This window comes from Rubritalea profundi (genome assembly GCF_002954445.1).
Taxonomy (GTDB): Bacteria; Verrucomicrobiota; Verrucomicrobiia; order Verrucomicrobiales; family Akkermansiaceae; genus Rubritalea; species Rubritalea profundi.
On sequence record NZ_MQWA01000001.1, the window covers coordinates 2403210 to 2424279 of the forward strand.

The following is a 21070-nucleotide window of genomic DNA, read 5'->3' on the forward strand; positions in this document are numbered from 1 at the left end:
GCAATCACGAAATGGGGGAATTGTTAGGTTAGCGCTTCTTAGGAAGTCGCTTACCTGCAATCCTAGCTTGGATGAGGTTCTGGCAACACCCCTTGGTGCGGAGTTCTTCGCAGTTAGCCTCGATGCGGATTGACTGGCTTTTGGGGCGAAATCCCATTCGGCGCGTGAGGCAGTCATTGAGAAGTTCGAGGTGATTATCTTCAAACTCTAGTACTTTTCCACAGTCAATACAGATGAGGTGGTTGTGTGCAGGTTTGTCGTTAAAGTTAGGGTCGTAGGTCTTGGTGTCCTCACCTAGATCAATCTCGTATAGCAAGTTGGCTTCGACTAGGAGTCCAAGAGTGCGGTAGACGGTGGCTCGGGAGGCTTTGGAGTTTGTCTTGCGAATGCGCTCCCATAGTTCGTCAGCCGTAAAGTGATCATCGGATTCAAAAATAATATCGATGATGGCGTTGCGCTGAGGGGTGCTACGCAGGCCTTTCCCTTTTAGGAAGGTATTGAGTTTTTCGTGGATTTCAGCGAGCATACGGATAGGAGATAAACCGAGTAATTACAGATTAAACAGCTGTTGGCAACATTCGGAGTTGGATTTTTTTATTAGTTAGTCTAGTTAGTATGGCTATGAGAGCACTGCATTTTCTCGCGATAGCATCGATTCTTCTGAGCGTTTCTTGTGCTTCCCATAAGAGTGAAGTCGATGTGAGAACCTACCATTTGAAGGATACTAAGCGAGTTAAGCGTGATTATAAAGTGGTCCGCGCTGAACAACAAAAGCGCCTAAGAGGAGCTATCACGCAATCTGAGATGGCGGCTAGAAAAGGGCAGTATTATATGATAGATTGGGACGTGCGACAGCATTCCGTGACGGACCCCATACGCGTTGTCTTTAAATACCACCAAGCGGCAACAGGGACCATAGAGCTCAAAATGATCGAAAATTTTGCTAAGTCTGAGACAAGAGGTAGCTGCGAGTTCGCTATTGTTGGAGAACTGTATCAAAAAAAGGGACGAGTCTTAGACTGGAGAGTGGAGGTGTATTCTGGAGCCAAACTGTTGGCATCCGAGCAGTCTTATCTTTGGGAATAATAGAGAGGGCGGCGTTGGTTACAATTGTGACAGAAATATGGTATTTTTAGCTCGCTATTAGTTGACGAGTTCACTTTAGAAGCTACCATGACTTTAATGCTGGCAGGTAGACCAGCGATTCCCAAAGTGAGCAATTCCAACATCATTCTTGCATGTAATGTAAACGGCCTAGGATGGGTGCGTTGTGAGGGCAAAGGCTCTTTCATGAACAGTCCTAAACTGAAAGCTTGGGCTGATGATCAGTTAAAGTCAGGCACCGTTCACGTTGTTATCGACCTAGAGCACTGTACCGGCATGGACTCCACTTTCATGGGGACTATGGCAGGTCTCGCTATGCGATTGATTAAAACCTCAGGTGGGATACTCGAGGTGACGTCAGCTGATAAAAAAAATAGCCAGGCTCTCGACGACCTGGGTTTAAGTTCATTGATGCAGATCAATCCAGAGTCGCCATCATGGAGTGGCCAAGAAGGAGCGATGCGTAAATCACTTACTGAGTACGGTCAGGTCAATTCAACTGATAGAACGAAGCACGTTTTTGATGCGCATAAGACACTGTGTGATGCAGATGATAGTAACAGCGAGAAGTTCTCTACAGTGTTAGACTGTTTAGAGGCAGAGTTACTCTCACGTCATAAACCTTCAGAAGAGTAACTAGTTTGTGAAGTTGTGAGTAGAGTGTTAGTTGAAATTGACGAGTTGTTCTCCGACACCGACACGATTGTGGTTGTCTGCTTATTGTTCTCCACTGTTTTATTGTTTTCACTGCTGATTAGTTGGCGGAAGACGCGTCAGCGTTTGCATGTCTCAGAAGAGCAGAAGCATGTGATCGAGGGGGAGGAGCATCGGATGTTCGAATTCCTACACACACTAGGTATCGCCTTGGAGGAAGATCATAGTGCTTTTAAATTACACCGTGAGATTGTGGATGGCATCAGCACGGTAGTGAGTTCACGTGGTGGAGCTTTGTATTTGTTAGATAGAGCTCGCAAACATTTGGTGCCAAAAGCTATTTCTAAAAAATGCCCACTCTTGATAGGACTACCAGTGGAGGTTTTAAAAAAGGTGGATGGAGATGTGAGAGCGCTGAAGAGCCATGTCCAGCTGAGTAAAGTGCCTCACGAGGAGGGGATGCTAGGGGCTGTGTTAGCTTCGGGAGTTACGCAGATGGTCCCTGATGTGAAAAATCATGAGGCATTCAGAGATGCGTTTGTCCATTACCATGGTAATGTCTCAGCGCTTGTAGCTCCGTTGAAATACGGTGGACGTGACCTTGGTGTGTTGGCCGTTGCTCGTAAGCATGAAGAGGGGGCCTTTTCAGAAAGTGAATTTGAGTTGTTCCAGTCAGCGAGTGAGCAGGCCGCCTTTGCGCTAGGTAATGCTATGATCCACCAAGAGGCTGGAGAGAAGCGCAAGATTGTGAACGAGCTGCGCACAGCCAGAGAGGTTCAGCAAGTCTTGTTGCCACGGCAACGACCACAGATCGAAGGCTATCGCCTAGAAGGAGTCAATAGGCCTGCACGTTTGATTAGTGGCGACTACTATGACTACATTGCTCTGGGTGAAGGCCGATGGGCCATAGTCATTGCAGATGTTTCAGGTAAGGGAGTTGCCGCAGGATTGCTGATGGCGATGTGTCGTAGTGTGCTCCGCTCAGAGCTGACCCGTGAGTCTGATCCTCTAAAGGTCGTGAGCCAACTCAATCGTCAACTGTTTAACGATATTCGCGAAGACTCATTTATTAGCATGGCTCTCTATGTGATCAATGAGGCCAACGGTAAAGTGCAGTTAGTGCGTGCTGGCCACGATAAAGCGCCACTTTTGAGAAAGTCGACTAAGGTGATCGAGTGGATCAAGCCTCCAGGCCTAGCTATCGGTCTTGATGATGGTGATGTTTTTGACCGTGTGACCAAGCTTTATGAATTTGAGTTAGAGCCTGGCGATGTGATGTTGCTCTACACCGATGGAGTGACCGAGGCGCGTAACCACGCTGAGGATGAATTTGGTGCCGACAGCATGATCAATGTGATTAAGAGTTCTGCAGAATTAGGTGCCGAAAATGTGGTGGCATCGATGCTGAAGTCGCTCGACACTTTTGTCGGTGATGCAATGCAGTCTGACGACATCACTATGATCGCTCTAGAGAAGCGATAGTTTGGTAAATTCTCTGTCGCTGAAGTCCTAAGCTGTGCTATTTTTAGCGTATGCATATCGAGATTCTAAACACTGGCACAGAGCTATTATTAGGCACTACCCAAAATACCCACGGTGCCTGGATTGGTCAGGAGCTCATAAAGCTGGGACTCAGGGTGCAGCGACAAACAACAGTTCCCGATGGTGAGCCTGTACGTGAGGCTATTAAAGAATCCATCGAGCGTGCAGATGTACTGATCGTGACTGGCGGCTTAGGGCCTACCAGCGATGATCTCACCCGCGAGGCGACGGCCGAGGCCATGGGAATTGATTTGATAGAGGATGAACATGCTCTGCGCGTGGTGGTGGAGTTTTTTAAGAACTTAGATAAGTACATGGCTGATTCTAATCTAAAGCAGGCGATGATTCCTTGTGGTGCTGAAGTCTTGCCAAACCCCAACGGCACGGCGCCAGGAGTCTACCTGCCCCCTCGTTTAGGCAAGGGCTCGCCTTGTGCTGTCTTCCTTTTACCCGGACCTCCGCGCGAGCTTTATCCTATGTATCATGCAGAAGTGCCGCATCGGCTTAAAGCCTTAGCTGAACTCTCGGATGATCACGAGATGGTGGAAATGAAGTTCACGGGAATTGGAGAAAGTGATTTCCACGAGGCGCTCGATAGTCCTCTGAATGCGATTGCCGGTCTAGAGGTTGGTTATTGCGCGCGTCCTTCGGAGGTGGATCTTCGTTTGATAGGCCCACACGCAGCAGTCGAGTCAGCACGAACACTCGTGACGAATACCTATCCTGATAAATTGATTAGCGATGATGGAAGTTTGTTAGAAAAAGTCGTGGTCGATTTGTTAGCCGCTAAAAAATGGAATCTAGCAACAGTAGAGAGCTGCACTGGCGGAGCGGTAGCTAGTCGTATCACAGACGTGGCTGGTGCATCCGAAGTCTTCACCCATGGATTCGTGACCTATGCCAATGAAGCGAAACGAGATGTCATCGGGGTGAGCGAAGATTTACTCAACACTCACGGCGCAGTAAGCGAGCAAGTCGCCCGTGCTATGGCGCAAGGAGCTCTAGAGACGAGTGGAGCTGACATTGCAGTGTCAGTGACTGGAATTGCAGGCCCTGGCGGTGGTTCGGAAGAAAAACCGGTTGGCTCAGTGTGGCTGGGAATAGCCGTGAAAGGGGAGACTCCCTACGCGCTGAAATCCTTTTACCCCAAAGACCGCGCAGCATTCAAACTCATGGCCTCCCAGCGCGCCCTCGATTTAGTCAGGAGGGAGCTTCGCTCTGAGTGAGTCTTTAATCGCGATGGTAGGGCTCGCCTCGTTTGATGGTGGCGACTCTGTAAATTTGCTCTAGCAGCACGACTAATGCGAGTTCGTGCATCAGTGTGAGAGCTGAGAGAGAGAGGATGAAGTCAGCGTCATCACGTAGTTGTTGGGTGTGGCCATCGCTGGCACCGATGAGAAAGCTGATGTTTTTGACACCACGCATTTCCCACTTGTTGTAGAGTTTGACGAGTTCTTGGGTGGTCGGAGTGGCCCCACGCTCGTCCATAACCACTCGGATGGTGCCTTCACTGGCCTCGTAAAGCCGCTTGGATACATCTTCGCTGGAGCCGTCTTTGATGTGAGTGAGTTTGTATTTACCGTAACGCGTCAGCCGTTTGAGGTACTCGGCAGTGCCGTCCTTTGCGTATTTAAGGGAAGGTTTACCGGCTACGATGATCTCGTGGTTCATGGGGGATAGGAAAAAGGAAAAAGTGTGGAGGATAAAGTCTTTTTTCTGATCACTTCCTTACGTCAGTGACCCGCCGCAGGAGGAGCCTGAGCCGGCGGTGCAGCCGAAGCAATGGTTGGCTGTCTGGATAGGAATATTTTGGTAGGTAGCGGGGTCGATGTCCCAGACGTGGAGGACGTCTTCACCGTTTTTGATGCCCATTTTGAGCATCTGGTTGAAATCGCAATCGAAGACTTCTCCGAGCCAAGAGGCATTGATGGTATTGCGGCACATGAGTCCGTCGACGGTAGTCGGGTTGAAGGATTCCCTGAGGAGTTGGTTGTACTCTTCTAGTTGCTTGTTGCGTTTGAGATAGGAGGAGAAACGGGAGATAGCCATGTTGGCGATGCAGTAGAGCGAGTTGAAATCGATGTCGAAATGCTCTTTCATTTCTATCTTATAGTCTTCTTCTAGGCCTTTTTGCTCAGGAGGCAGGAGGGCTCCGTTAGGGTTGTAGACAAAATTGATTTCAAGCTCTGGGTCGCGGCCGTAACCGACGGCGTTGAGTTTCTGAAAGGCGCTGATAGAGGCGTCGAAGACTCCTTCACCACGCTGCTCGTTGACGTTGTCTGGCGAGTAGCAAGGCATGGAGGCGATGATAGTGATCTTGTGCTTTGCATGGAATGCGGGAATCCATTCGTAGCCTGGTTCTTCTATGATGGTCGCATTGAGCCGGGTCATCACGGTGCGAGGTTTCTTAAAGTTTTTGACACTTTCTACTAGGTAGCGGAAGTCTGGGATCATCTCTGGGGTTCCGCCCGTGAGGTCGAGAGTGGGAATGTCGGTCTTCTCGAACCACTCAAGAATACGATCCACCGTCTGGCGGTCCATGATTTCTTTCCGCTTGGGGCCGGCATTGACGTGGCAATGAACGCAAGTGAGGTTGCAGAGTTTACCGATGTTGAGCTGGAGAATCTCAGGTGCGCTGCGGGTGAGCGGGGTGTGGGCAGCAGCAAGTGCCTTGTCGAATGTGTTCATGGATTTCGGTGATAGGATCTATGAGTTATGATGGAAGTTACTTGGCCGTGTCAAGGTTGCTGGCCGCGTATTACAGAGAGCTCTACTTTTTATAATCGCCAATTGCCGAAACTTGTCTGACTGTATGAGGGTTACACTTGAGAAATATTCAAAACCAATTACTTTAAATCCATGCTTAGTTCATTCTTTATTCAAACTCTCGCAATGAGCGGGGTGGTCATTACCTTGCTCATCGTAGCCGCTCTTTTCGTGTTAGCTCTTTTGTGGGTGATGGGAGCCTACAACGGATTGGTGAAGCTGCGTAATCGTTACAAAAATGCTTTCGCCCAAATTGATGTCCAGCTCAAGCGTCGCTACGATTTGATCCCAAACCTTGTGGAAACAGCAAAGAAGTACATGTCCCATGAGCGCGAAACTCTGGAGGCTGTGATCACTGCCCGGAATTCGGCATCGAGCGCGCGAAAAAACGTGAGCCCTGATGATGCTTCGAATATGAAGGATCTCATGGTTTCAGAAGGAGCATTGGGGGCATCGCTCGGAAATCTTTTTGCTCTGTCTGAGTCGTACCCAGACCTCAAGGCGAACCAGAACATGATGCAGCTGACTGAGGAACTCACTTCTACTGAAAACAAAGTGGGGTTCTCCCGCCAAGCCTACAACGACGCGGTGACGGTCTATAATACGAAGCGTGAAACCTTTCCGACTAACATCATCGCCGGCATGTTCAACTTTAACGACGCTATTCTCTTCGAGGTCTCCGACCCAAGCGAGCGCGAAGCTGTGAAGGTGGAGTTTTAGGCGCCTATTACGGAGTGTTAAGTTGCTAGATTTCAGTGATCAATTAAATGAATTTTTACGAAGCTCAAGATGATGCGCGGCGTCGTACGAAGTGGCTGATTGGCTACTTTGTGTTGGCGGTTGTGGGGGTGGTGTTGGCTATTTATGCGATCCTTGGATTGTATTATATGAGCCAGACTGTTGCGATGGTGGATGCTGCAGGGAACCTTATGCAGCAGCAGGGGGTATTTTGGGACTTAGAGAGGTTTGTGACTGTCACCGTTCTGACGACTGGTGTGATCCTCGCTGGCAATGTTTTTAAATCTTTTCAACTCAGTGGCGGCGGCGCTGTGGTGGCGCGTGACATGGGTGGGCGGCAAGTCGACCCACACACCACGGATATTGATGAGCGCAAGCTGGTAAATGTGATAGAGGAAATGGCGATCGCTTCAGGTGTGCCAGTTCCTGAAATATGGGTGATGGATCAGGAGACTGGGATCAATGCTTTTGCAGCTGGGACTGAGCCTGGGAATGCAGTGATCGGAGTGACCCGCGGCTGTATCCAGCGCTTGAACCGTTCTGAGCTGCAGGGGGTGATGGCCCATGAGTTTAGTCATATTTTAAATGGGGATATGAAGCTGAACATGCGGCTAATCGGTTGGCTGTTTGGTATAATGATGCTTTCTATCATCGGACGACAACTGATGTTTCACATGCAGTTTATGAGTATGCGCCGTAGTCGCGAGAATAACAATGGTGCGCTGATCGGATTGATCGCAGCGATTGCTTTGTTAGTCGTTGGCTCTATAGGCGTATTTTTCGCGCGGATGATTCAAGCTGCGATTTCACGCCAGCGTGAGTATCTAGCAGATGCTTCAGCGGTTCAATTTACCCGAGACCCGGCTAGTATAGCTGGGGCTTTGAAGAAAATAGGCGGCCAGCAATATGGCTCGGAAGTGAAAGCTGGCAAGGCCTCTGAGGCTAGCCACATGTTTTTTGCTGATGGAGGAATGTTTTCCTACGGGTTTGCAACCCATCCACCGTTAGATGTGAGGATCAAGGCGATAGAGGCTGACTGGGATGGTGAGTTTAAGGACTCGGAGATTCCAGAAGTGGGCTCTCAGGCGCATCCAACTGACAGCCGCATGAGTGGATTTTCTGGAGGTGCTGTGAGTCACGCTCAGCCAACGGAAGTTCATGTCCAACGCGAGCAATGGGATAAACTCGGTGACATGTCGCAAACGAGTATCGAGGTGGGTTCAGCAATCCTCCAAAGCCTAGAGCAAAGTTGGATGGACGCTTGTCACGATAGAGATGAGGCGCAGTCGATGCTGTTTGGTCTACTTCTCGCTAGTGATAGAAAATTGCGCTCAAGTGAGGTGAAATTTTTGAAAAAGAAGATGGGCGATGCCGCGGCTGAACGTGCTCAGTCGTGGAGTGATGTTTTGCTTGCGCAGCATTCGTCGCAGAAAATTGCGCTGATTGATCTGTCCATCCCCACACTGCGGAAACTGTCCCATCCCGAATACGAGCGCTTTATCCATGCGACTCAATGGCTGATCGCAAGCGATGGGCATGTCGATATCTTTGAGTTCATGTTACAAAAATTGTTAGAGAATCATCTATCATCACATTTCGAGGGAGCAAAGTCGCCCCGCGTACGTTACCATAAGCTCAGCCAGCTCAACTCGGGTCTCAATGTCTTGATCTCGACGATGGCGGGAGTGGGTGCCTCTAGCGGTGAGGATCTGGAGAGTGCTTATGCCGCAGCTGCAGGAGCATTGTCCGAGAATGGATCGAAGCTGTCAGGCATACTTCCCGCTGACCAATGTGGACTGCATTTGGTAGAAGACGCTCTGCGGAGGTTAGCTGAATCGACCCCAATTATGAAACGTGATGTACTCCATGCTTGTGGATTGGCAGTGATGTCAGATGGCGTACTTGGCAGCCACGAGGCTGAGTTACTACGCGCCGTTGCAGACACCATGGGAGCGACCATTCCCCCATTCGTGAAGAGGTGAATTGCTAACAACGAGAGCTTTATCTATAGTAGAACTATGGAAACACGGAATCCAACAGCCTTTGAACAACAAATCTATGAGGCGACTTCTGGGATACCAAAGGGACCCGTGACGACTTATAAATCACTGGCAAAGCATGTCGGCTGTGGTTCTTCACAGGCGGTGGGGCAGGCGCTGAAGCGCAATCCATTTGCGGCAGAAGTGCCGTGTCACCGAGTGATTAGTTCACAGTTGAAGATTCGCCGGATACATGGGGAAAGTGGAGGGTGAAGAGGTGCAGCGTAAAAGAGAATTACTTGCTGCTGAGGGAGTGGAGGTTGATCCATCTGGATGTTTGTTAGACTCGGGTAGGATGATCGAACTTTAGTGGGGATAAGCGTGCTTCCAGCAGCTTTGTCACTAGCATGGCTGACTCTGGCATTGCTTCTTCTCGAGTGCCTTTAGATCACTATTTGAAATCATCTGCGTACTTTTTGTTTACCTAGGTCGGTTTGTATTGTTCTTGAAGAAACAATCCGATCTCTATGGATCTATGGTTCTGAGCTCTCAGAATTGCGCGTGACATATGAAAGTTCATCGTTAATGTTGGCGTTCTCAAAAAGAATGAGAAATAAGCGATGAAGAAAAAATATGTGATACCAGCTCTAATTACGGGCGTGGTGGTAATGGCCCCAGCCATGGCTGAGGAAGAAATAGTGGAGAACGAGAGCCAGTGGGAGAATAGTGTCGACTTTGGGCTTAGCCTATCAAAGGGAAACACGGACAATCTCTTGCTGCGCTTCGGCTTGCAGACCGAAAAAAAGGATGGACCAGATGCCTATTTTGGTAGTGCAAGTTACAAGTATGGTGAAGAGGAGTCTGCTGCAACTCAGGATGAGATTCTTGGGAAAGCCACTTGGAAACACGCGTATTCCGGAAAGAACTTTTTTGGGCTACGAGTTGATGCTCGCCGCGACACCTTTGCTGACATCGACTACCGATTCTCTCTCAATGCAACCTACGGTTATTATTGGGTGGATACAGAAACCACGGTTTTCTCGACTGAGTTAGGTCTGGGTATTACTGCCGAGGATAAAGGTTTGGGTAACACCACTTATCTCAATGGATTGTTTGATCAGCACTTCGAGCACAAGTTCAATGAGAACGCTAAGTTCTACCAGAGTCTCGCATTCTCTCCTAGATTGGACGATCTCGAGGACTACCGCATCGAGTTCGAAATGGGTATTGAAACGAAAATTACGGAGACGATCGCTTTCAAAGTGAGCTTTGAAGATCGTTACGAGAGTAGGCCTGCAGCAGGTAAAGAGGAGAATGATCTCAAGCTGATCACGGGACTTTCTTATAAGTTCTAATCGCTACGCGTAGACTGTTTATATAAAGGCGATATCCAGCGAGGTGTCGCCTTTTATATTACTGGAGGATCCTCTAGCTGACCTTACGGTTCCATCGGGTGACGATGATTGTGGCTACGATCAGGCTGAAAATCGAGACCGAAGCGAGTACTAATTTACACCAAAAGGTGGAGGAAATCTTGTGGCCAAACCAGAATTTCCATTCTGCTAGGAAGAGGGATCTGTCTCGCTCCGCCCATCTGTCGACTCGGTTGATTTCAGCGCGGCGCACTAGAAGTTCCGTCCGAGTGTTTTGGAAGTACGATTGGACTGGCTCGGACTCGTTTTCATCACCAATATAGATTTCCATGGCTTCTAGCTCTTCCATGCTACCGTGAAGCGCGACATTGGTTATTTTGTGTGAGAGTGTGGCCGCTCCATCTTGATCGAGAGCTTCCGCGGCATAGAGCCTTGTGAGGCCGGATGTTAGAATCTTGATCCGCCGGGCCTCATCATCAGTAAGGAAATTTTCTTCTTTTGTGTCATCAGCTGGGATCACTTTTTTCTTAAGAACTTCGATGCGCTGTTGGATGCGGCGACGTTCCTTTTCGAAGGGGTTTTCTGTGGCTTGAGCGAGATGATACCTTCGAAGGAATAGCGAAGAGGCATAAACATGGCGGGCACTGGCTCGGCGCCATTTTCACGCGCTTCATCGCCTCCGACAAAGAGACCGCGGTTCATTTCTCCGAAAGGAACCAATGCACCTGCGAGTAAGAGCTGGGGGACTAACAAAAGTGGAATGGACGAGAGGGCTGCACGTTCATTTTTTACAACGGTGGAGATCAGCATAGCCATTGCCGTTCCAGTGATCGCTGTGGAGCTCATCCAGAGCCAGTGGGTGAACCACATTTCTTTGATCTCGAGAAAGTAGTGACCAATCGAGACGTAGATGGCGCATTGAATACATGCTAGCAAGGTGAGCGTAGTGCACTTGGCAGAGATGTAGAGGCCTGTGCCATAGCGGGTATTGCGCTCACGGCGCAGTACGGGTAAATCACGTAAGATCTCTGTAGCGCTATTTGTTAGACCTAAGAACATGGCTACTGTCACAGAGAGAAAGAGGTAGGTGACGATGTGCAAGCCAGTCGCGAATTCGTATTTACCCTCGGCCGAAGCTCGTAGTGTTAGAGCAATCAAGAATGCCAGCAAAGGCGCTTCCAGAATCGTACAATAGAATGTGCCGCGGTTACGGAATTTTGCTAAAAGTGATCGCTTGAGGTGGGTCCGAAAGAGTCTCCAGTAATCTTGAGGGCGACGTGGGCGGGGAACTGGGACTGGCATGTTGTCCTCGGCCCGAGGCATGTCACCGAGTTGGGTTTGGACTTGGTTGTTTTGTTCGGTGACTTTCTGAATCAAGCGGTGGCTTTCTAGACGTTCTTGCCAGAATGCAGGTGGGAAGCGCCGGGCAAATGAGGAGGACTCGTTTGCTCCAGCTGAACCGTGAAGTGGAGTTTCTAACACATCGAACACGAAGTCGGCTCCGTTGAAGCAGCCTATACTTCCGTCGGTTCTGTTCAAAGTGGGGATATTAAATTCGAGACTGGCTTCTTCAAAATAGCGGGCCATTTCTACAGGGCTGCCGAAATAGGCCACTTTTCCTTCCTTGTCGAGAAGCAGAACCTTGTCGAAAAGTGAGAGAACTGAGGCGCCTGGACGGTGGAGTGATGCGATGACAATCTTATCCCGCGCGAGCGCTCGGAGTGATTCGGCAACGTGCTCAGAATCCTTTGAGGATAGTCCTGAGATGGGCTCATCAAAGAGGAAAATTTCTGCAGCCGAGCCGAGATCTAGTCCCAAATTGAGTCTGCCACGTTCACCTCCAGAGATTGTCTTGTCCCCAGCTGAGCCGACGGTGCGCTCTGCGAGAGGTTCGAGTGCGAGCTCTGCAAGAATGCTATTGACCCTACGTGTGTGCTCTTGGTTAGCGAGGTGAGGCCGGCGGATGGCGCAGGCGTGCATCAAATGTTCGCGGACAGTTAGATGAGGGTTGAGAGCCTCTTCTTGCGGCATGAAGGTGATGAAAGGGGCTAGCCTGGACCGGTGGTTATAGAGAGAAATGCCATTGAAGCGCACGTGACCACGATCGGGCTTGAGCTGTCCCGCGATGGTGGCGAGTAAAGTCGATTTACCACAACCAGATGGGCCCATGATGCAAAGCATCTCTCCGCGCATGATTTTAAAGTCGATGCTATCGAGTGCTGTCATGTGTCGGGTGAAGCGGTGGCTGATGCCGTCGAGGTGAAGTTCTTGGATGACAGTGCGTTCTTCATCAATCAATCCTTCAGAAAACCGGCAGCGCACGGCTTGGCTGGCGCTGAGACGAATAACCGAACCATCCATCAAGACTGAGCCGCTGCGTACGGCTTGGTTGTTCATCAGTAATGCTCGCTCGGATTCGATTATTTCCAGTTCACCTACTGATGTGTCAGGGTCGTATGTAATCTTGATGGTGATCTTCCCAGCGAGGTTGGGGGAGATCAAGAGGTCGCCCTTACCTATGACTGAGGGGTCATTGGAGACGAGACAGGTTTGCTTCTCGCGGCTTAGGCGGAATCGACCACCAGCTTCGAGCGCTTGGTTGCGAATGCTTTCAAGATCGACTTGTGACCCTGTTCCCAATCGCAGAACATCGTGAAAACTCCGGTGAACCGTTTGATCAACGACAAGTTCTTCCTCGCCAGCTTTGATTTGAGTGGGGCGAATCGCTGTGATTTGGGCATTAGTACCGAAATCGATACGGATGGTTGAGAGGCGCGTTCTACTGCGCTCAGCCATTAGGCCGTTGGCTGACTCGTTGATGAAGAGCACGCGCGGCTGGAGGGTGCGCTTGTAGTTGAGGAAGAAGTTGAGATCGTTGAATGATATCGTCCAGTTGGGCAGCATGATACGCTGGTGAGAGCGCATTCGAATGATGCCTCCAGGGACGATGCTCGACCCACTGAGCCAGAGAGATTGGCCGCCAGTATTGCGGGCTATGATCACTTCGCCAGACTGATAAACGCGGAAAGCATAATTGTCAGTCGACTCAGGCAGTTGGACATCGGCAAAATCTGCGGAGGAGAAAGTGAGCCGAGTGAATGGCAGTTTTTTACTGCCGCTGTAACCCTCTTCTAGCTCCTTGAGGATGATTTCTCCTAGGTCGTGGCCATCGAGCCGCTGGAAGAATTCGAGAAATGCACGTTTGCCTCGATCTCGCCTAGAGGATGCCTCGACGAGTAAGTAAAGCTGTAGCCCTAGCGAGACGATGCCTTCGTATTCGAGTTGTACGGCGAGTTTGTTGGCGAGAGAAACGGTGCTCTGTGGAGTTCGCAATGCCTTTTGTAATCGGCGAGCTAGCCAGTGGTGGTCGGCCTCTGGGAATGCGTGGCGTAATAAATCGAGCGCGACTTCAGCTTCGGTCGTGTCCACCCGACCATCCAGCGAAACGAATGCGGCAAAGACCTCGACGAGTGATGCCGCCAAAGGCGCACCTTGTGGAGCCTTACGGCTCCAGCCTTTTATCATCGATGGAGCCTTGAAGAATCGCGATTTTCCTTTATGATCACTTGATTGCGGGGACAGTTTCACTACAAGAGATCGTGCACGCATATCTAACTAATGGCAAGCCGACAGAAAAAAGGATTTATTTTTCTGAATCCCGTACTACCTTCTCGCGAAAGCATTATGGGTTACAGTTTAACCTGATTACCCGCACCCGAAAGATTTAATATGTCAGAACAACGACCACCCGAAAAAACTCCGGAACCTAAAGCTCCAAAAAATGGCCAGCCACCACAGGTAAAAGGGCCAAACTGGAGAGTTATGATACTTTTTGCACTCGCACTGGGTGTTTTGGTTGTGGCTTATATGAGCAACAATGACGGCAAGGAAAAGAAGATCGATTTTGCAGAGTTCAGAAAAGCTCTTGAAAGCGAGCAGGTCCTTCTAGACCCAGCCACTTTGCCCGCCGTCAAAGGTATCCAAGATAAGACTGGCGCCGGTAAATCTGAGTATCTGACAAAGTTGAATGAGATTTATAAGCTCCAACCTGACAGCCAGCTCAAGTTCGTGACCAAAGATTCAACCACTTCTGGTCAGGTTAAAGGATGGATCGATGTCACCGAATACCGCGATATGGAGGGTACAACTCCTGATCTTAAGAGTTTCAGAGTAGCGCTCGATACGAGCCTTGATGAACGTGCCGTGGATCGTCTTCGCCGTGAGTATGATGTGCCGCTCGAGGTGGCTCCTGAACTTTCCTCCAGCGCAGATTCTGAAAATATAACACTCAAACAACTCCGAAAGTTGTTGGCGCTAGATGAGGTGGTGTTTTCCGGAGACACAGCTCTAAAGCTTTATAAAACGGCGAACAGCAATGACGCAGTCCTCCAAGGTGTGCGCAAAGAATGGCCAAAGAAAGCAGGCGATAAGAAAGAAGCTGCTAAGTATGAAAAGTTCAGTGTTGAGGTGAACCTCTTCGCGATCACCGAAGCTGAGCGCAGCATTCTAGAATCCGCGAGAACCAGCCCAGAGAGCAATACTATGGGGATGATTTTAATCCAGTTGCTTCCTATTCTTTTGATCGTAGGCCTGCTGTTCTTCCTGTTCCGCTTCCAAATGAAGAACGCTGGAAAAGGCGCAATGAGTTTTGGTAAAAGCAAAGCGAAGCTTCTTTCCGTTGAGAAGAGTGGCGTGACGTTCAAGGATGTTGCCGGTATCAGCGAGGCGAAAGAAGAACTCTACGAAATCGTGGACTTCCTCAAAGCTCCGAAAAAGTTCGAAAAGCTCGGGGCGAACATTCCGAAAGGTGTTCTAATGGTAGGTTCTCCAGGTACCGGAAAGACTCTTCTTGCACGTGCTATTGCAGGTGAAGCTGAAGTGCCGTTCTTTTCCATCAGTGGTTCTGATTTTGTTGAAATGTTTGTAGGTGTGGGAGCCAGCCGTGTGCGCGATATGTTCGAGCAGGGCAAAAAGAATTCCCCATGTATTATCTTCATTGATGAGATTGATGCTGTTGGCCGTCATCGTGGCCAGGGAGTCGGCGGTGGAAATGACGAACGCGAGCAGACATTGAACGCTCTCCTTGTCGAGATGGATGGGTTTGATGCGCACTCAGGTGTGATCATCATCGCTGCGACGAACCGTCCAGACGTTCTCGATCCTGCATTGCTCCGTCCCGGTCGTTTCGACCGCGAAGTACGAGTCTCTCTTCCCGATGTGGTGGGGCGTAAGGAAATTTTAGAAGTCCACGCCAAGAAAATTAAGATAGCTGCAGGTGCAGATCTAGGAATTATAGCTCGAGGAACCTCTGGTTTCTCTGGTGCTGAGTTGGCGAACCTTCTGAACGAAGCTGCGCTTCTTGCTGCCCGTACTGGGAAGAGTGAAGTGACAGTCGTCGAGATGGAAGAGGCGCGAGACAAAGTGCGCTGGGGACGAGAGCGTCGATCAATGGCACTTTCCGATAAAGAGAAGGAAAATACAGCCTACCACGAGGCTGGTCACGCGATCCTTAATGTCCTTTGTGAGCACACTGATCCGCTCCACAAAGTGACGATTATTCCACGTGGACCATCGCTTGGTATGGCGATGTTCCTTCCTACGGAAGACAAATTTAGTTACCGCCGTGCTGAGATGATCGACTATCTTTGCGTTACCATGGGTGGACGTGTTGCTGAAGAAATTAAGTTTGGCAATCCAACTAACGGAGCGATGGGCGATATCCGCCAGGCAACCAGTACCGCACGCAGCATGGTCTGTGAGTGGGGAATGAGCAACGAACTAGGCATGGTAGAATACGGCCTGGCCAACGCAGGCCAGGGTCTAGGTGAGGCGAAAAGCTATTCTGATGAGACAGCGCGGAAGATTGATTTTGAAATCAAGAATTTCATAGATGAGGCCTACGAGCGTGCGATGACAATGCTCAAGGCTCATAGCGATTCTCTTGAATTGATCGCCAAGGCATTGATTCGGTACGAGACTCTGAATGGTGAACAAATCACAGATCTCTTACACAAAGGAGAAATGGAAAACCCACCGAGCGACCCGACTCCCCCTGAGCCACCAATGGCACCGTCGCTGGCTAATCCAACCCCTAAAAAAGTAGTTGAGGACACTGAAGATGGCGATCCGCTCGCTCCTGAGGCTGTAGCGCCCCAGCCTAATTTACCGAAAGGTACTAATGATTTCTAACGGGTGACTTGCTTTGAGTGAGTCATCCGTTTTTTTGTGTTCGTTCTCCCGTTTGTGATAAGGAGTGGCTGTTAGGTGGAGGTAACTTTTGGCTCTATCTAAATGGTGATTTAGTTAGAAATCAGTAAGTTCGTGACGTGCTCCATACTCAAGAATGATCTTGTGAGATCTGTGATCTATGTCTATAGAAGGGTTCGGCATTTGTTAGTTTTTTCTAACAAAGTCTAATAAAATCACAAAAATTACTCCACATGAACCCTTCTGAATCTGACAATCTATTTGTCAAAAACGCTATCGATGTTGCTGCCAAGCTGTTCCTTATCGGCATACTTCTCGTTTTATCCTTTAACATCATTAAGCCGTTTGTGCTGCCTGTCATATGGGCGATCATCATTGCTGTCGCATTCAACCCAATGATTAATAAGCTGACAAAGATGTTAGGTGGTCGACGTAAGACCGCGAGCATCGGATTTAGTTTAGTAGCTGTAGCAGTGTTAGTTATTCCAGTTGTCATGCTGGCGAGTTCTTCACTGGAAGTGGTTCAGGAAGTGGCTGGCGACCTTAAAAATAATGAGGCTAACTTCATAACAGAAGCACCAGACAAAGTGGCTAAAATTCCAGTTGTCGGGAAAAAGGTGAGCGATATCTGGGATATGGCCGCGCATGACCTGAAGGGGGCGATCGTCGCCACGGCACCTCTAGCCCAAGATGTGGCCACTAAATTAGTTGCGAGTATTGGTTCTGGCATGGGAGGTTTGGTCCAATTTGTTATTTCTTTCATCATCGCGGGTGTATTACTGATCAATCCGAGTAAAGGCTACGCAGTCACCAGCAAAGTCATCAGAAGCTTTGACCCTGTGCGCGGCGAAGAGTTCGCCAAGCTAACGGTAGCAACCATTCGAGGTGTTATGTCAGGCGTCATTGGTGTTGCCGTGATTCAGGCAGTACTAGGAACTCTAGGAATGGTGGTGATGGGTATTCCAGGTGCTGGAGTGTGGGGCGTGTTGATCCTTGTTTGTGCCATTGTGCAGCTTCCTCCTATTATTATTCTCGGGCCGATTGCAGCCTATGGTTTTGCTCAATACGACACAACTCCTGCGGTAATTTTCCTTATTTGGGCTTTATTGGTATCAGCCAGTGATGGAGTACTGAAGCCGGTGCTTATGGCGCGTGGCGTGGATACCCCAATGCTTGTCATCTTGCTTGGTGCGATTGGTGGCATGATGATGTCAGGTATCATTGGTCTCTTCTTAGGTGCGGTGATCCTTTCTATCACCTACGCTGTCTTCATTGCTTGGGTGAACGAGAAGTCTGCTGACCCTGTGCTTGAGGACACTGTGGCGGAAGCTTAAACTGAGTAATTCTGATGCGTGATCAATTTAAGAATTCGAAGAAACTAGGCCTCAATTTCTCTGCGTTGGCTTTGCCAACCTTGATGGTGAGTTGCATGGTTGGGCCTGAGTATATTGAGCCAGTGGCTCCGATTCAACCGGCTTGGGATGTGAAAGATTCCAGTCTGGCGCGGGGGGCAAAGTCGAAGGTTGATCTCTCTTGGTGGAGGCAATTTAACGACCCTAAGCTCAATACTTTAGTTGAGACAGCATACACTCAGAACTTATCGTTGCGTTCGGCAGCTTTGAGGATTCTTGAATCACGTGCAATTTTAGGTATTTCCCAAGGAAATATGTTCCCGCAAAGTCAGGCTGCTAGTGGCGACTTCTTGAGGGTTCGTAATCCTGGTGGTACTGGACAGAACCTTAACTCAACTTCCTTTGGTTTTGATGCCGCTTGGGAGTTAGATTTTTGGGGTAAATTTAGACGGTCAATTGATTCCGCTGACGCTAGCCTGTTAGCTGATGTCGCCGACTTCGATGACATTTTGACCTCACTGACGGCTGAAGTAGCAACGGCTTATGTCAATGTACGTACTCTGGAAGAGCGTATTGATTTAGCGCAACAGAATGCTGAGCTGCAAACCGAGTCTCTCAAGATTGTAGAGCTCCAGTTTGAAGCGGGAACGGTCACTGAGTTGGATGTGCTCCAAGCAAAGACATTACTCGTGAATACTCAGTCACAAATACCACGTTTCCAAGCGACTTTGTATAAGCTGCATAATGCTCTGGGAGTTCTAGTTGCCAAGGATGCAGACACGATTAGGACCTTAGTCAAAGGGGGGAAAGGAATCCCGAAAGCTCCAGTCAAGGTTGCTGTAGGAGTTCCGGCTGAGATGTTGCGCCGCCGTCCAGATATACGACGCGCCGAGATGATAGCGCTCGCTCAAAGCTCACAGATTGGTATAGCCCAGTCAGATTTGTATCCGAGTTTTACTCTCGTTGGGTTTTTAGGAAGTAGTGCCACTGATGTTGCTGGCGCCTCATTAGACGATGTATTTAATAGTGACAATGTAGGCTTCACCTTCGGCCCGACATTCCGATGGAATATCCTCAACTATGGGCGCATCAGAAATAAGGTGAGAGTGGAGGATGCTCGTTTTGAACAGGCGATTACCGCCTACCAGAATACAGTTTTGAATGCTGCACGAGAAGTGGAAGACGGGATGACTGGATTCGTCCATACCAAGAAAGAAGCTGAATTTCTCAGACAAGGGGTGGATAGCTCAAAGCGCGCCACTGAAATTTCTATGATCCAATATAAAGATGGTCTAACAGACTATCAGCGCGTTCTAGATTCGATCCGCTCACTCACCCAGAAGCAGGATCAATACGCCTCTGTGAGAGGCACCATCGCGACCGATTTTATTGCCATGTATAAAGCGCTCGGCGGTGGTTGGGAAATGCGTGACCGAGAAGAAGCATTACCATTAGAAATTCGCCAGAAAATGATGAAGCGCACGAATTGGGGGGAATTCCTTGATGTGCCTGAGCCAATCCAAGTAAGTGAATCATCCGCAAAAGGGTAATAGATGGAAAATAGATTTAAAAAAGGTTTCGGCAGGTTGTTGGTCTCTCTGGTTACTTACATTGTAGTCAGCCCATTTATTCCGCCCGGAACCATCGCCGCCAAAGGAATGCATTTGTGGCTTTCTGTCGCGTTGATTCTTGCTGCTCTCCAAACGGGGAATGGGAGCAAACGATCGGTTGCTGTCATCTGGCTCGTACCCGCTCTCATCTTACATTGGTTAGCTGAACTCAGTACTATCCAGTATGTCAAGGAAGGGGCTCTTGCCTTGTTTGTTGGATTTTACGCATTCGTGCTCGTTTCATTTTTGAAGCAGTTACTGAAGGCGAAGAAAATCGATGGAGAGGTGATCGCTGGAAGTCTGTGTATCTACCTGATTATAGGCCTGCTCTGGGGCAGTGCTTACCATCTAATATTCGCTCTAGATCAGTCAGCATTTAGCGGAAATTTAGTCGAACTCGAAGGGGTGAAAGTCCATGTGTTCAATTACTTTAGCTTAGTCACTCTGACCTCATTGGGGTATGGCGATATCACACCACAGTCGCTAGGGGCGGCCTCACTCTGCCAGATGGAAGCAATCATTGGCCAGTTTTACACAGCAGTACTCGTTGCCTGGTTGGTGGGAATGTACGGCAAACCACTCCGTCAAAAAGTGGTAGAAAAAGAACATTAAAGATTATGTCGAACGAAAATAACGATTCATCCACTCCGACAGTGGAGGGAAAAGAAAAGAAAAAACGTGACCCAATCAAGTTTTGGACACGCTTCACAGTGTTTATGCTCGTGGTGCTCTTTTGTGCTCATGTCCTGAGTGATAAATACGTTCCCTACACTGCGAATGCCCGCGTGGAAGCCTACGTAGTACCTATAGCAGCCGAAGTCTCTGGACGTGTATCAAAGGTCTATGTGACCAATAATCAGGTTGTAAAAGAAGGAGATAAACTCATCGAAGTTGATTCTGAGAAATACCAATTAGCCGTGCGCCAAGCCGAAGTCGATCTGCAACAAGCGGGCCAAGCATCAGATGCGGATGTCGCGAGTGTTTCGACTGCGCAGGCCAAGGTCGCGGAAGCTGAAGCAAACCTCGAGAACTCAAAGGTCAAAGGCGCGCGGATCATCAAGCTCTCTGAGCAAGGTGCCGCATCCGTGTCACGTGCCGATGATGCTCGTTCGAAAATTGTCGCTAGTGAAGCTAAGCTTGCCAGCGCAAAGTCTGAGCTCGTAAAAGCGAAAAGCAACCGAGGTGCAGCAGGCAATGATAACACCAAAGTGAAATCAGCTCTCACAAACCTAGAAAATGCCCAGCTCGACCTAGCGAGAGCAACCATCGTTGCCCCATCGGATGGAGTGATTACTAATTTTTCTATTGATGTAGGACATTACGCTAGTCCGGGAGCGCCGATAATGACTTTCATTTCGATCAAGGAAGTTTGGATCCAGGCAGACATGCGTGAGAATAGCTTGGCGCATATCGACAATGGTGACCCGGTAGAGATTGTGTTAGATGCTGCTCCTGGTCAGGTATTCACAGGTTCTATCCGTAGTGTTGGGTGGGGTGTTTCTGATGATACTAACAACCAGATGGGTGGACTAACCACCGTGAAGACAACTCAAGGGTGGCTGCGGGAATCACAGCACTTCCCAGTGGTGATCGATTTCGAAAAAGAGCAAGCAAAGGGATTTCTACGCGCAGGTGGTCAGGCCAATGTGATCATCTACACCGGTGACAGTTCCGTCCTCAATGAAGTGGGCAAAGTTTGGATCCGTGTGATCAGTTTCCTTTCCCACGTTTACTAACATCTCGAT

The 21070-nt window shown here is 49.2% G+C and carries 18 protein-coding genes; 13 read left to right on the top strand and 5 right to left on the bottom strand.

Going from position 1 to position 21070, the window contains the following annotated elements:
- Positions 1 to 28: 28 nt before the first annotated feature.
- Entirely contained in the window at positions 29 to 526 is a 498-nt protein-coding gene (locus tag BSZ32_RS10435) for a Fur family transcriptional regulator (RefSeq protein WP_105043354.1), read from the bottom strand.
- A gap of 95 nt (positions 527 to 621) precedes the next feature.
- Between BSZ32_RS10435 and BSZ32_RS10440 the strand changes: the two genes are divergently transcribed.
- The 4 genes from BSZ32_RS10440 (at position 622) to BSZ32_RS10455 (ending at position 4526) form a co-directional block, all read left to right on the top strand.
- Positions 622 to 1086: a hypothetical protein gene (locus tag BSZ32_RS10440; RefSeq protein WP_165788779.1), complete on the top strand. Its 465-nt coding sequence runs from the start codon at positions 622 to 624 to the stop codon at positions 1084 to 1086.
- Positions 1087 to 1182: 96 nt separating this feature from the next.
- Positions 1183 to 1740 carry an STAS domain-containing protein gene (locus BSZ32_RS10445; RefSeq protein ID WP_105043356.1) on the top strand — a complete coding sequence of 186 codons (558 nt, stop codon included), beginning with the start codon at positions 1183 to 1185 and terminating at the stop codon, positions 1738 to 1740.
- A 24-nt stretch (positions 1741 to 1764) separates the two neighbouring features.
- Positions 1765 to 3240, top strand: coding sequence for a PP2C family protein-serine/threonine phosphatase (locus BSZ32_RS10450; protein ID WP_105043357.1), 1476 nt, complete (start codon positions 1765 to 1767; stop codon positions 3238 to 3240).
- A gap of 50 nt (positions 3241 to 3290) precedes the next feature.
- Complete coding sequence (locus tag BSZ32_RS10455; RefSeq protein WP_105043358.1) at positions 3291 to 4526, top strand: competence/damage-inducible protein A; 1236 nt, start codon at positions 3291 to 3293, stop codon at positions 4524 to 4526.
- Positions 4527 to 4530: 4 nt separating this feature from the next.
- On the opposite strand, the gene BSZ32_RS10460 is transcribed toward BSZ32_RS10455, so the two are convergent.
- Both BSZ32_RS10460 and arsS read right to left on the bottom strand, forming a co-directional pair.
- The gene (locus BSZ32_RS10460) at positions 4531 to 4971 is read right to left on the bottom strand and encodes a 23S rRNA (pseudouridine(1915)-N(3))-methyltransferase RlmH (protein WP_105043359.1); all 441 of its coding nucleotides are present in this window, start codon (positions 4969 to 4971) and stop codon (positions 4531 to 4533) included.
- A gap of 57 nt (positions 4972 to 5028) precedes the next feature.
- Positions 5029 to 5988, bottom strand: a complete 960-nt coding sequence (arsS, locus tag BSZ32_RS10465) for an arsenosugar biosynthesis radical SAM (seleno)protein ArsS (protein ID WP_105043360.1) — start codon at positions 5986 to 5988, stop codon at positions 5029 to 5031.
- A 204-nt stretch (positions 5989 to 6192) separates the two neighbouring features.
- Between arsS and BSZ32_RS10470 the strand changes: the two genes are divergently transcribed.
- The 4 genes from BSZ32_RS10470 to BSZ32_RS10485 all read left to right on the top strand — a co-directional run bounded on the left by BSZ32_RS10470 (position 6193) and on the right by BSZ32_RS10485 (position 10138).
- Entirely contained in the window at positions 6193 to 6786 is a 594-nt protein-coding gene (locus BSZ32_RS10470; RefSeq protein WP_105044832.1) for a LemA family protein, read from the top strand.
- A 47-nt stretch (positions 6787 to 6833) separates the two neighbouring features.
- Positions 6834 to 8786, top strand: coding sequence for a M48 family metallopeptidase (locus tag BSZ32_RS10475; RefSeq protein WP_105043361.1), 1953 nt, complete (start codon positions 6834 to 6836; stop codon positions 8784 to 8786).
- A 36-nt stretch (positions 8787 to 8822) separates the two neighbouring features.
- The gene (locus tag BSZ32_RS10480) at positions 8823 to 9056 is read left to right on the top strand and encodes an MGMT family protein (protein ID WP_105043362.1); all 234 of its coding nucleotides are present in this window, start codon (positions 8823 to 8825) and stop codon (positions 9054 to 9056) included.
- A 347-nt stretch (positions 9057 to 9403) separates the two neighbouring features.
- Positions 9404 to 10138, top strand: a complete 735-nt coding sequence (locus BSZ32_RS10485; protein WP_105043363.1) for a DUF481 domain-containing protein — start codon at positions 9404 to 9406, stop codon at positions 10136 to 10138.
- Positions 10139 to 10211: 73 nt separating this feature from the next.
- Here BSZ32_RS10485 and BSZ32_RS10490 read toward each other — a convergent pair whose 3' ends face one another.
- Together BSZ32_RS10490 and BSZ32_RS10495 are read right to left on the bottom strand one after the other, a co-directional pair.
- Complete coding sequence (locus BSZ32_RS10490; protein ID WP_105043364.1) at positions 10212 to 10676, bottom strand: hypothetical protein; 465 nt, start codon at positions 10674 to 10676, stop codon at positions 10212 to 10214.
- Entirely contained in the window at positions 10673 to 13681 is a 3009-nt protein-coding gene (locus tag BSZ32_RS10495; protein WP_165788780.1) for an ATP-binding cassette domain-containing protein, read from the bottom strand. The genes BSZ32_RS10490 and BSZ32_RS10495 overlap by 4 nt, the downstream gene beginning before the upstream one ends.
- A gap of 204 nt (positions 13682 to 13885) precedes the next feature.
- On the opposite strand from BSZ32_RS10495, the gene ftsH reads away from it, so the two are divergent.
- From ftsH to BSZ32_RS10520, 5 genes are all read left to right on the top strand, one after another.
- Entirely contained in the window at positions 13886 to 16345 is a 2460-nt protein-coding gene (gene ftsH / locus BSZ32_RS10500) for an ATP-dependent zinc metalloprotease FtsH (protein ID WP_105043366.1), read from the top strand.
- A 251-nt stretch (positions 16346 to 16596) separates the two neighbouring features.
- Positions 16597 to 17697: an AI-2E family transporter gene (locus BSZ32_RS10505; RefSeq protein WP_105043367.1), complete on the top strand. Its 1101-nt coding sequence runs from the start codon at positions 16597 to 16599 to the stop codon at positions 17695 to 17697.
- A 14-nt stretch (positions 17698 to 17711) separates the two neighbouring features.
- On the top strand, positions 17712 to 19265 hold the full coding sequence (locus tag BSZ32_RS10510) for an efflux transporter outer membrane subunit (RefSeq protein WP_105043368.1): 1554 nt from the start codon (positions 17712 to 17714) through the stop codon (positions 19263 to 19265).
- A 3-nt stretch (positions 19266 to 19268) separates the two neighbouring features.
- Positions 19269 to 19937, top strand: a complete 669-nt coding sequence (locus BSZ32_RS10515) for a potassium channel family protein (RefSeq protein ID WP_105043369.1) — start codon at positions 19269 to 19271, stop codon at positions 19935 to 19937.
- Between the two features lie 5 nt (positions 19938 to 19942).
- Positions 19943 to 21061, top strand: a complete 1119-nt coding sequence (locus BSZ32_RS10520) for an HlyD family secretion protein (RefSeq protein WP_105043370.1) — start codon at positions 19943 to 19945, stop codon at positions 21059 to 21061.
- Positions 21062 to 21070 lie beyond the last annotated feature (9 nt).

Coding starts and splice junctions, on each gene's coding strand:
- BSZ32_RS10435 (WP_105043354.1), bottom strand. CDS start 526: ATGCTCGCTGAAATCCACGAAAAACTCAATACCTTCCTAAAAGGGAAA.
- BSZ32_RS10440 (WP_165788779.1), top strand. CDS start 622: ATGAGAGCACTGCATTTTCTCGCGATAGCATCGATTCTTCTGAGCGTT.
- BSZ32_RS10445 (WP_105043356.1), top strand. CDS start 1,183: ATGCTGGCAGGTAGACCAGCGATTCCCAAAGTGAGCAATTCCAACATC.
- BSZ32_RS10455 (WP_105043358.1), top strand. CDS start 3,291: ATGCATATCGAGATTCTAAACACTGGCACAGAGCTATTATTAGGCACT.
- BSZ32_RS10460 (WP_105043359.1), bottom strand. CDS start 4,971: ATGAACCACGAGATCATCGTAGCCGGTAAACCTTCCCTTAAATACGCA.
- arsS (WP_105043360.1), bottom strand. CDS start 5,988: ATGAACACATTCGACAAGGCACTTGCTGCTGCCCACACCCCGCTCACC.
- BSZ32_RS10470 (WP_105044832.1), top strand. CDS start 6,193: ATGAGCGGGGTGGTCATTACCTTGCTCATCGTAGCCGCTCTTTTCGTG.
- BSZ32_RS10475 (WP_105043361.1), top strand. CDS start 6,834: ATGAATTTTTACGAAGCTCAAGATGATGCGCGGCGTCGTACGAAGTGG.
- BSZ32_RS10480 (WP_105043362.1), top strand. CDS start 8,823: ATGGAAACACGGAATCCAACAGCCTTTGAACAACAAATCTATGAGGCG.
- BSZ32_RS10485 (WP_105043363.1), top strand. CDS start 9,404: ATGAAGAAAAAATATGTGATACCAGCTCTAATTACGGGCGTGGTGGTA.
- BSZ32_RS10495 (WP_165788780.1), bottom strand. CDS start 13,681: ATGATAAAAGGCTGGAGCCGTAAGGCTCCACAAGGTGCGCCTTTGGCG.
- ftsH (WP_105043366.1), top strand. CDS start 13,886: ATGTCAGAACAACGACCACCCGAAAAAACTCCGGAACCTAAAGCTCCA.
- BSZ32_RS10505 (WP_105043367.1), top strand. CDS start 16,597: ATGAACCCTTCTGAATCTGACAATCTATTTGTCAAAAACGCTATCGAT.
- BSZ32_RS10510 (WP_105043368.1), top strand. CDS start 17,712: ATGCGTGATCAATTTAAGAATTCGAAGAAACTAGGCCTCAATTTCTCT.
- BSZ32_RS10515 (WP_105043369.1), top strand. CDS start 19,269: ATGGAAAATAGATTTAAAAAAGGTTTCGGCAGGTTGTTGGTCTCTCTG.
- BSZ32_RS10520 (WP_105043370.1), top strand. CDS start 19,943: ATGTCGAACGAAAATAACGATTCATCCACTCCGACAGTGGAGGGAAAA.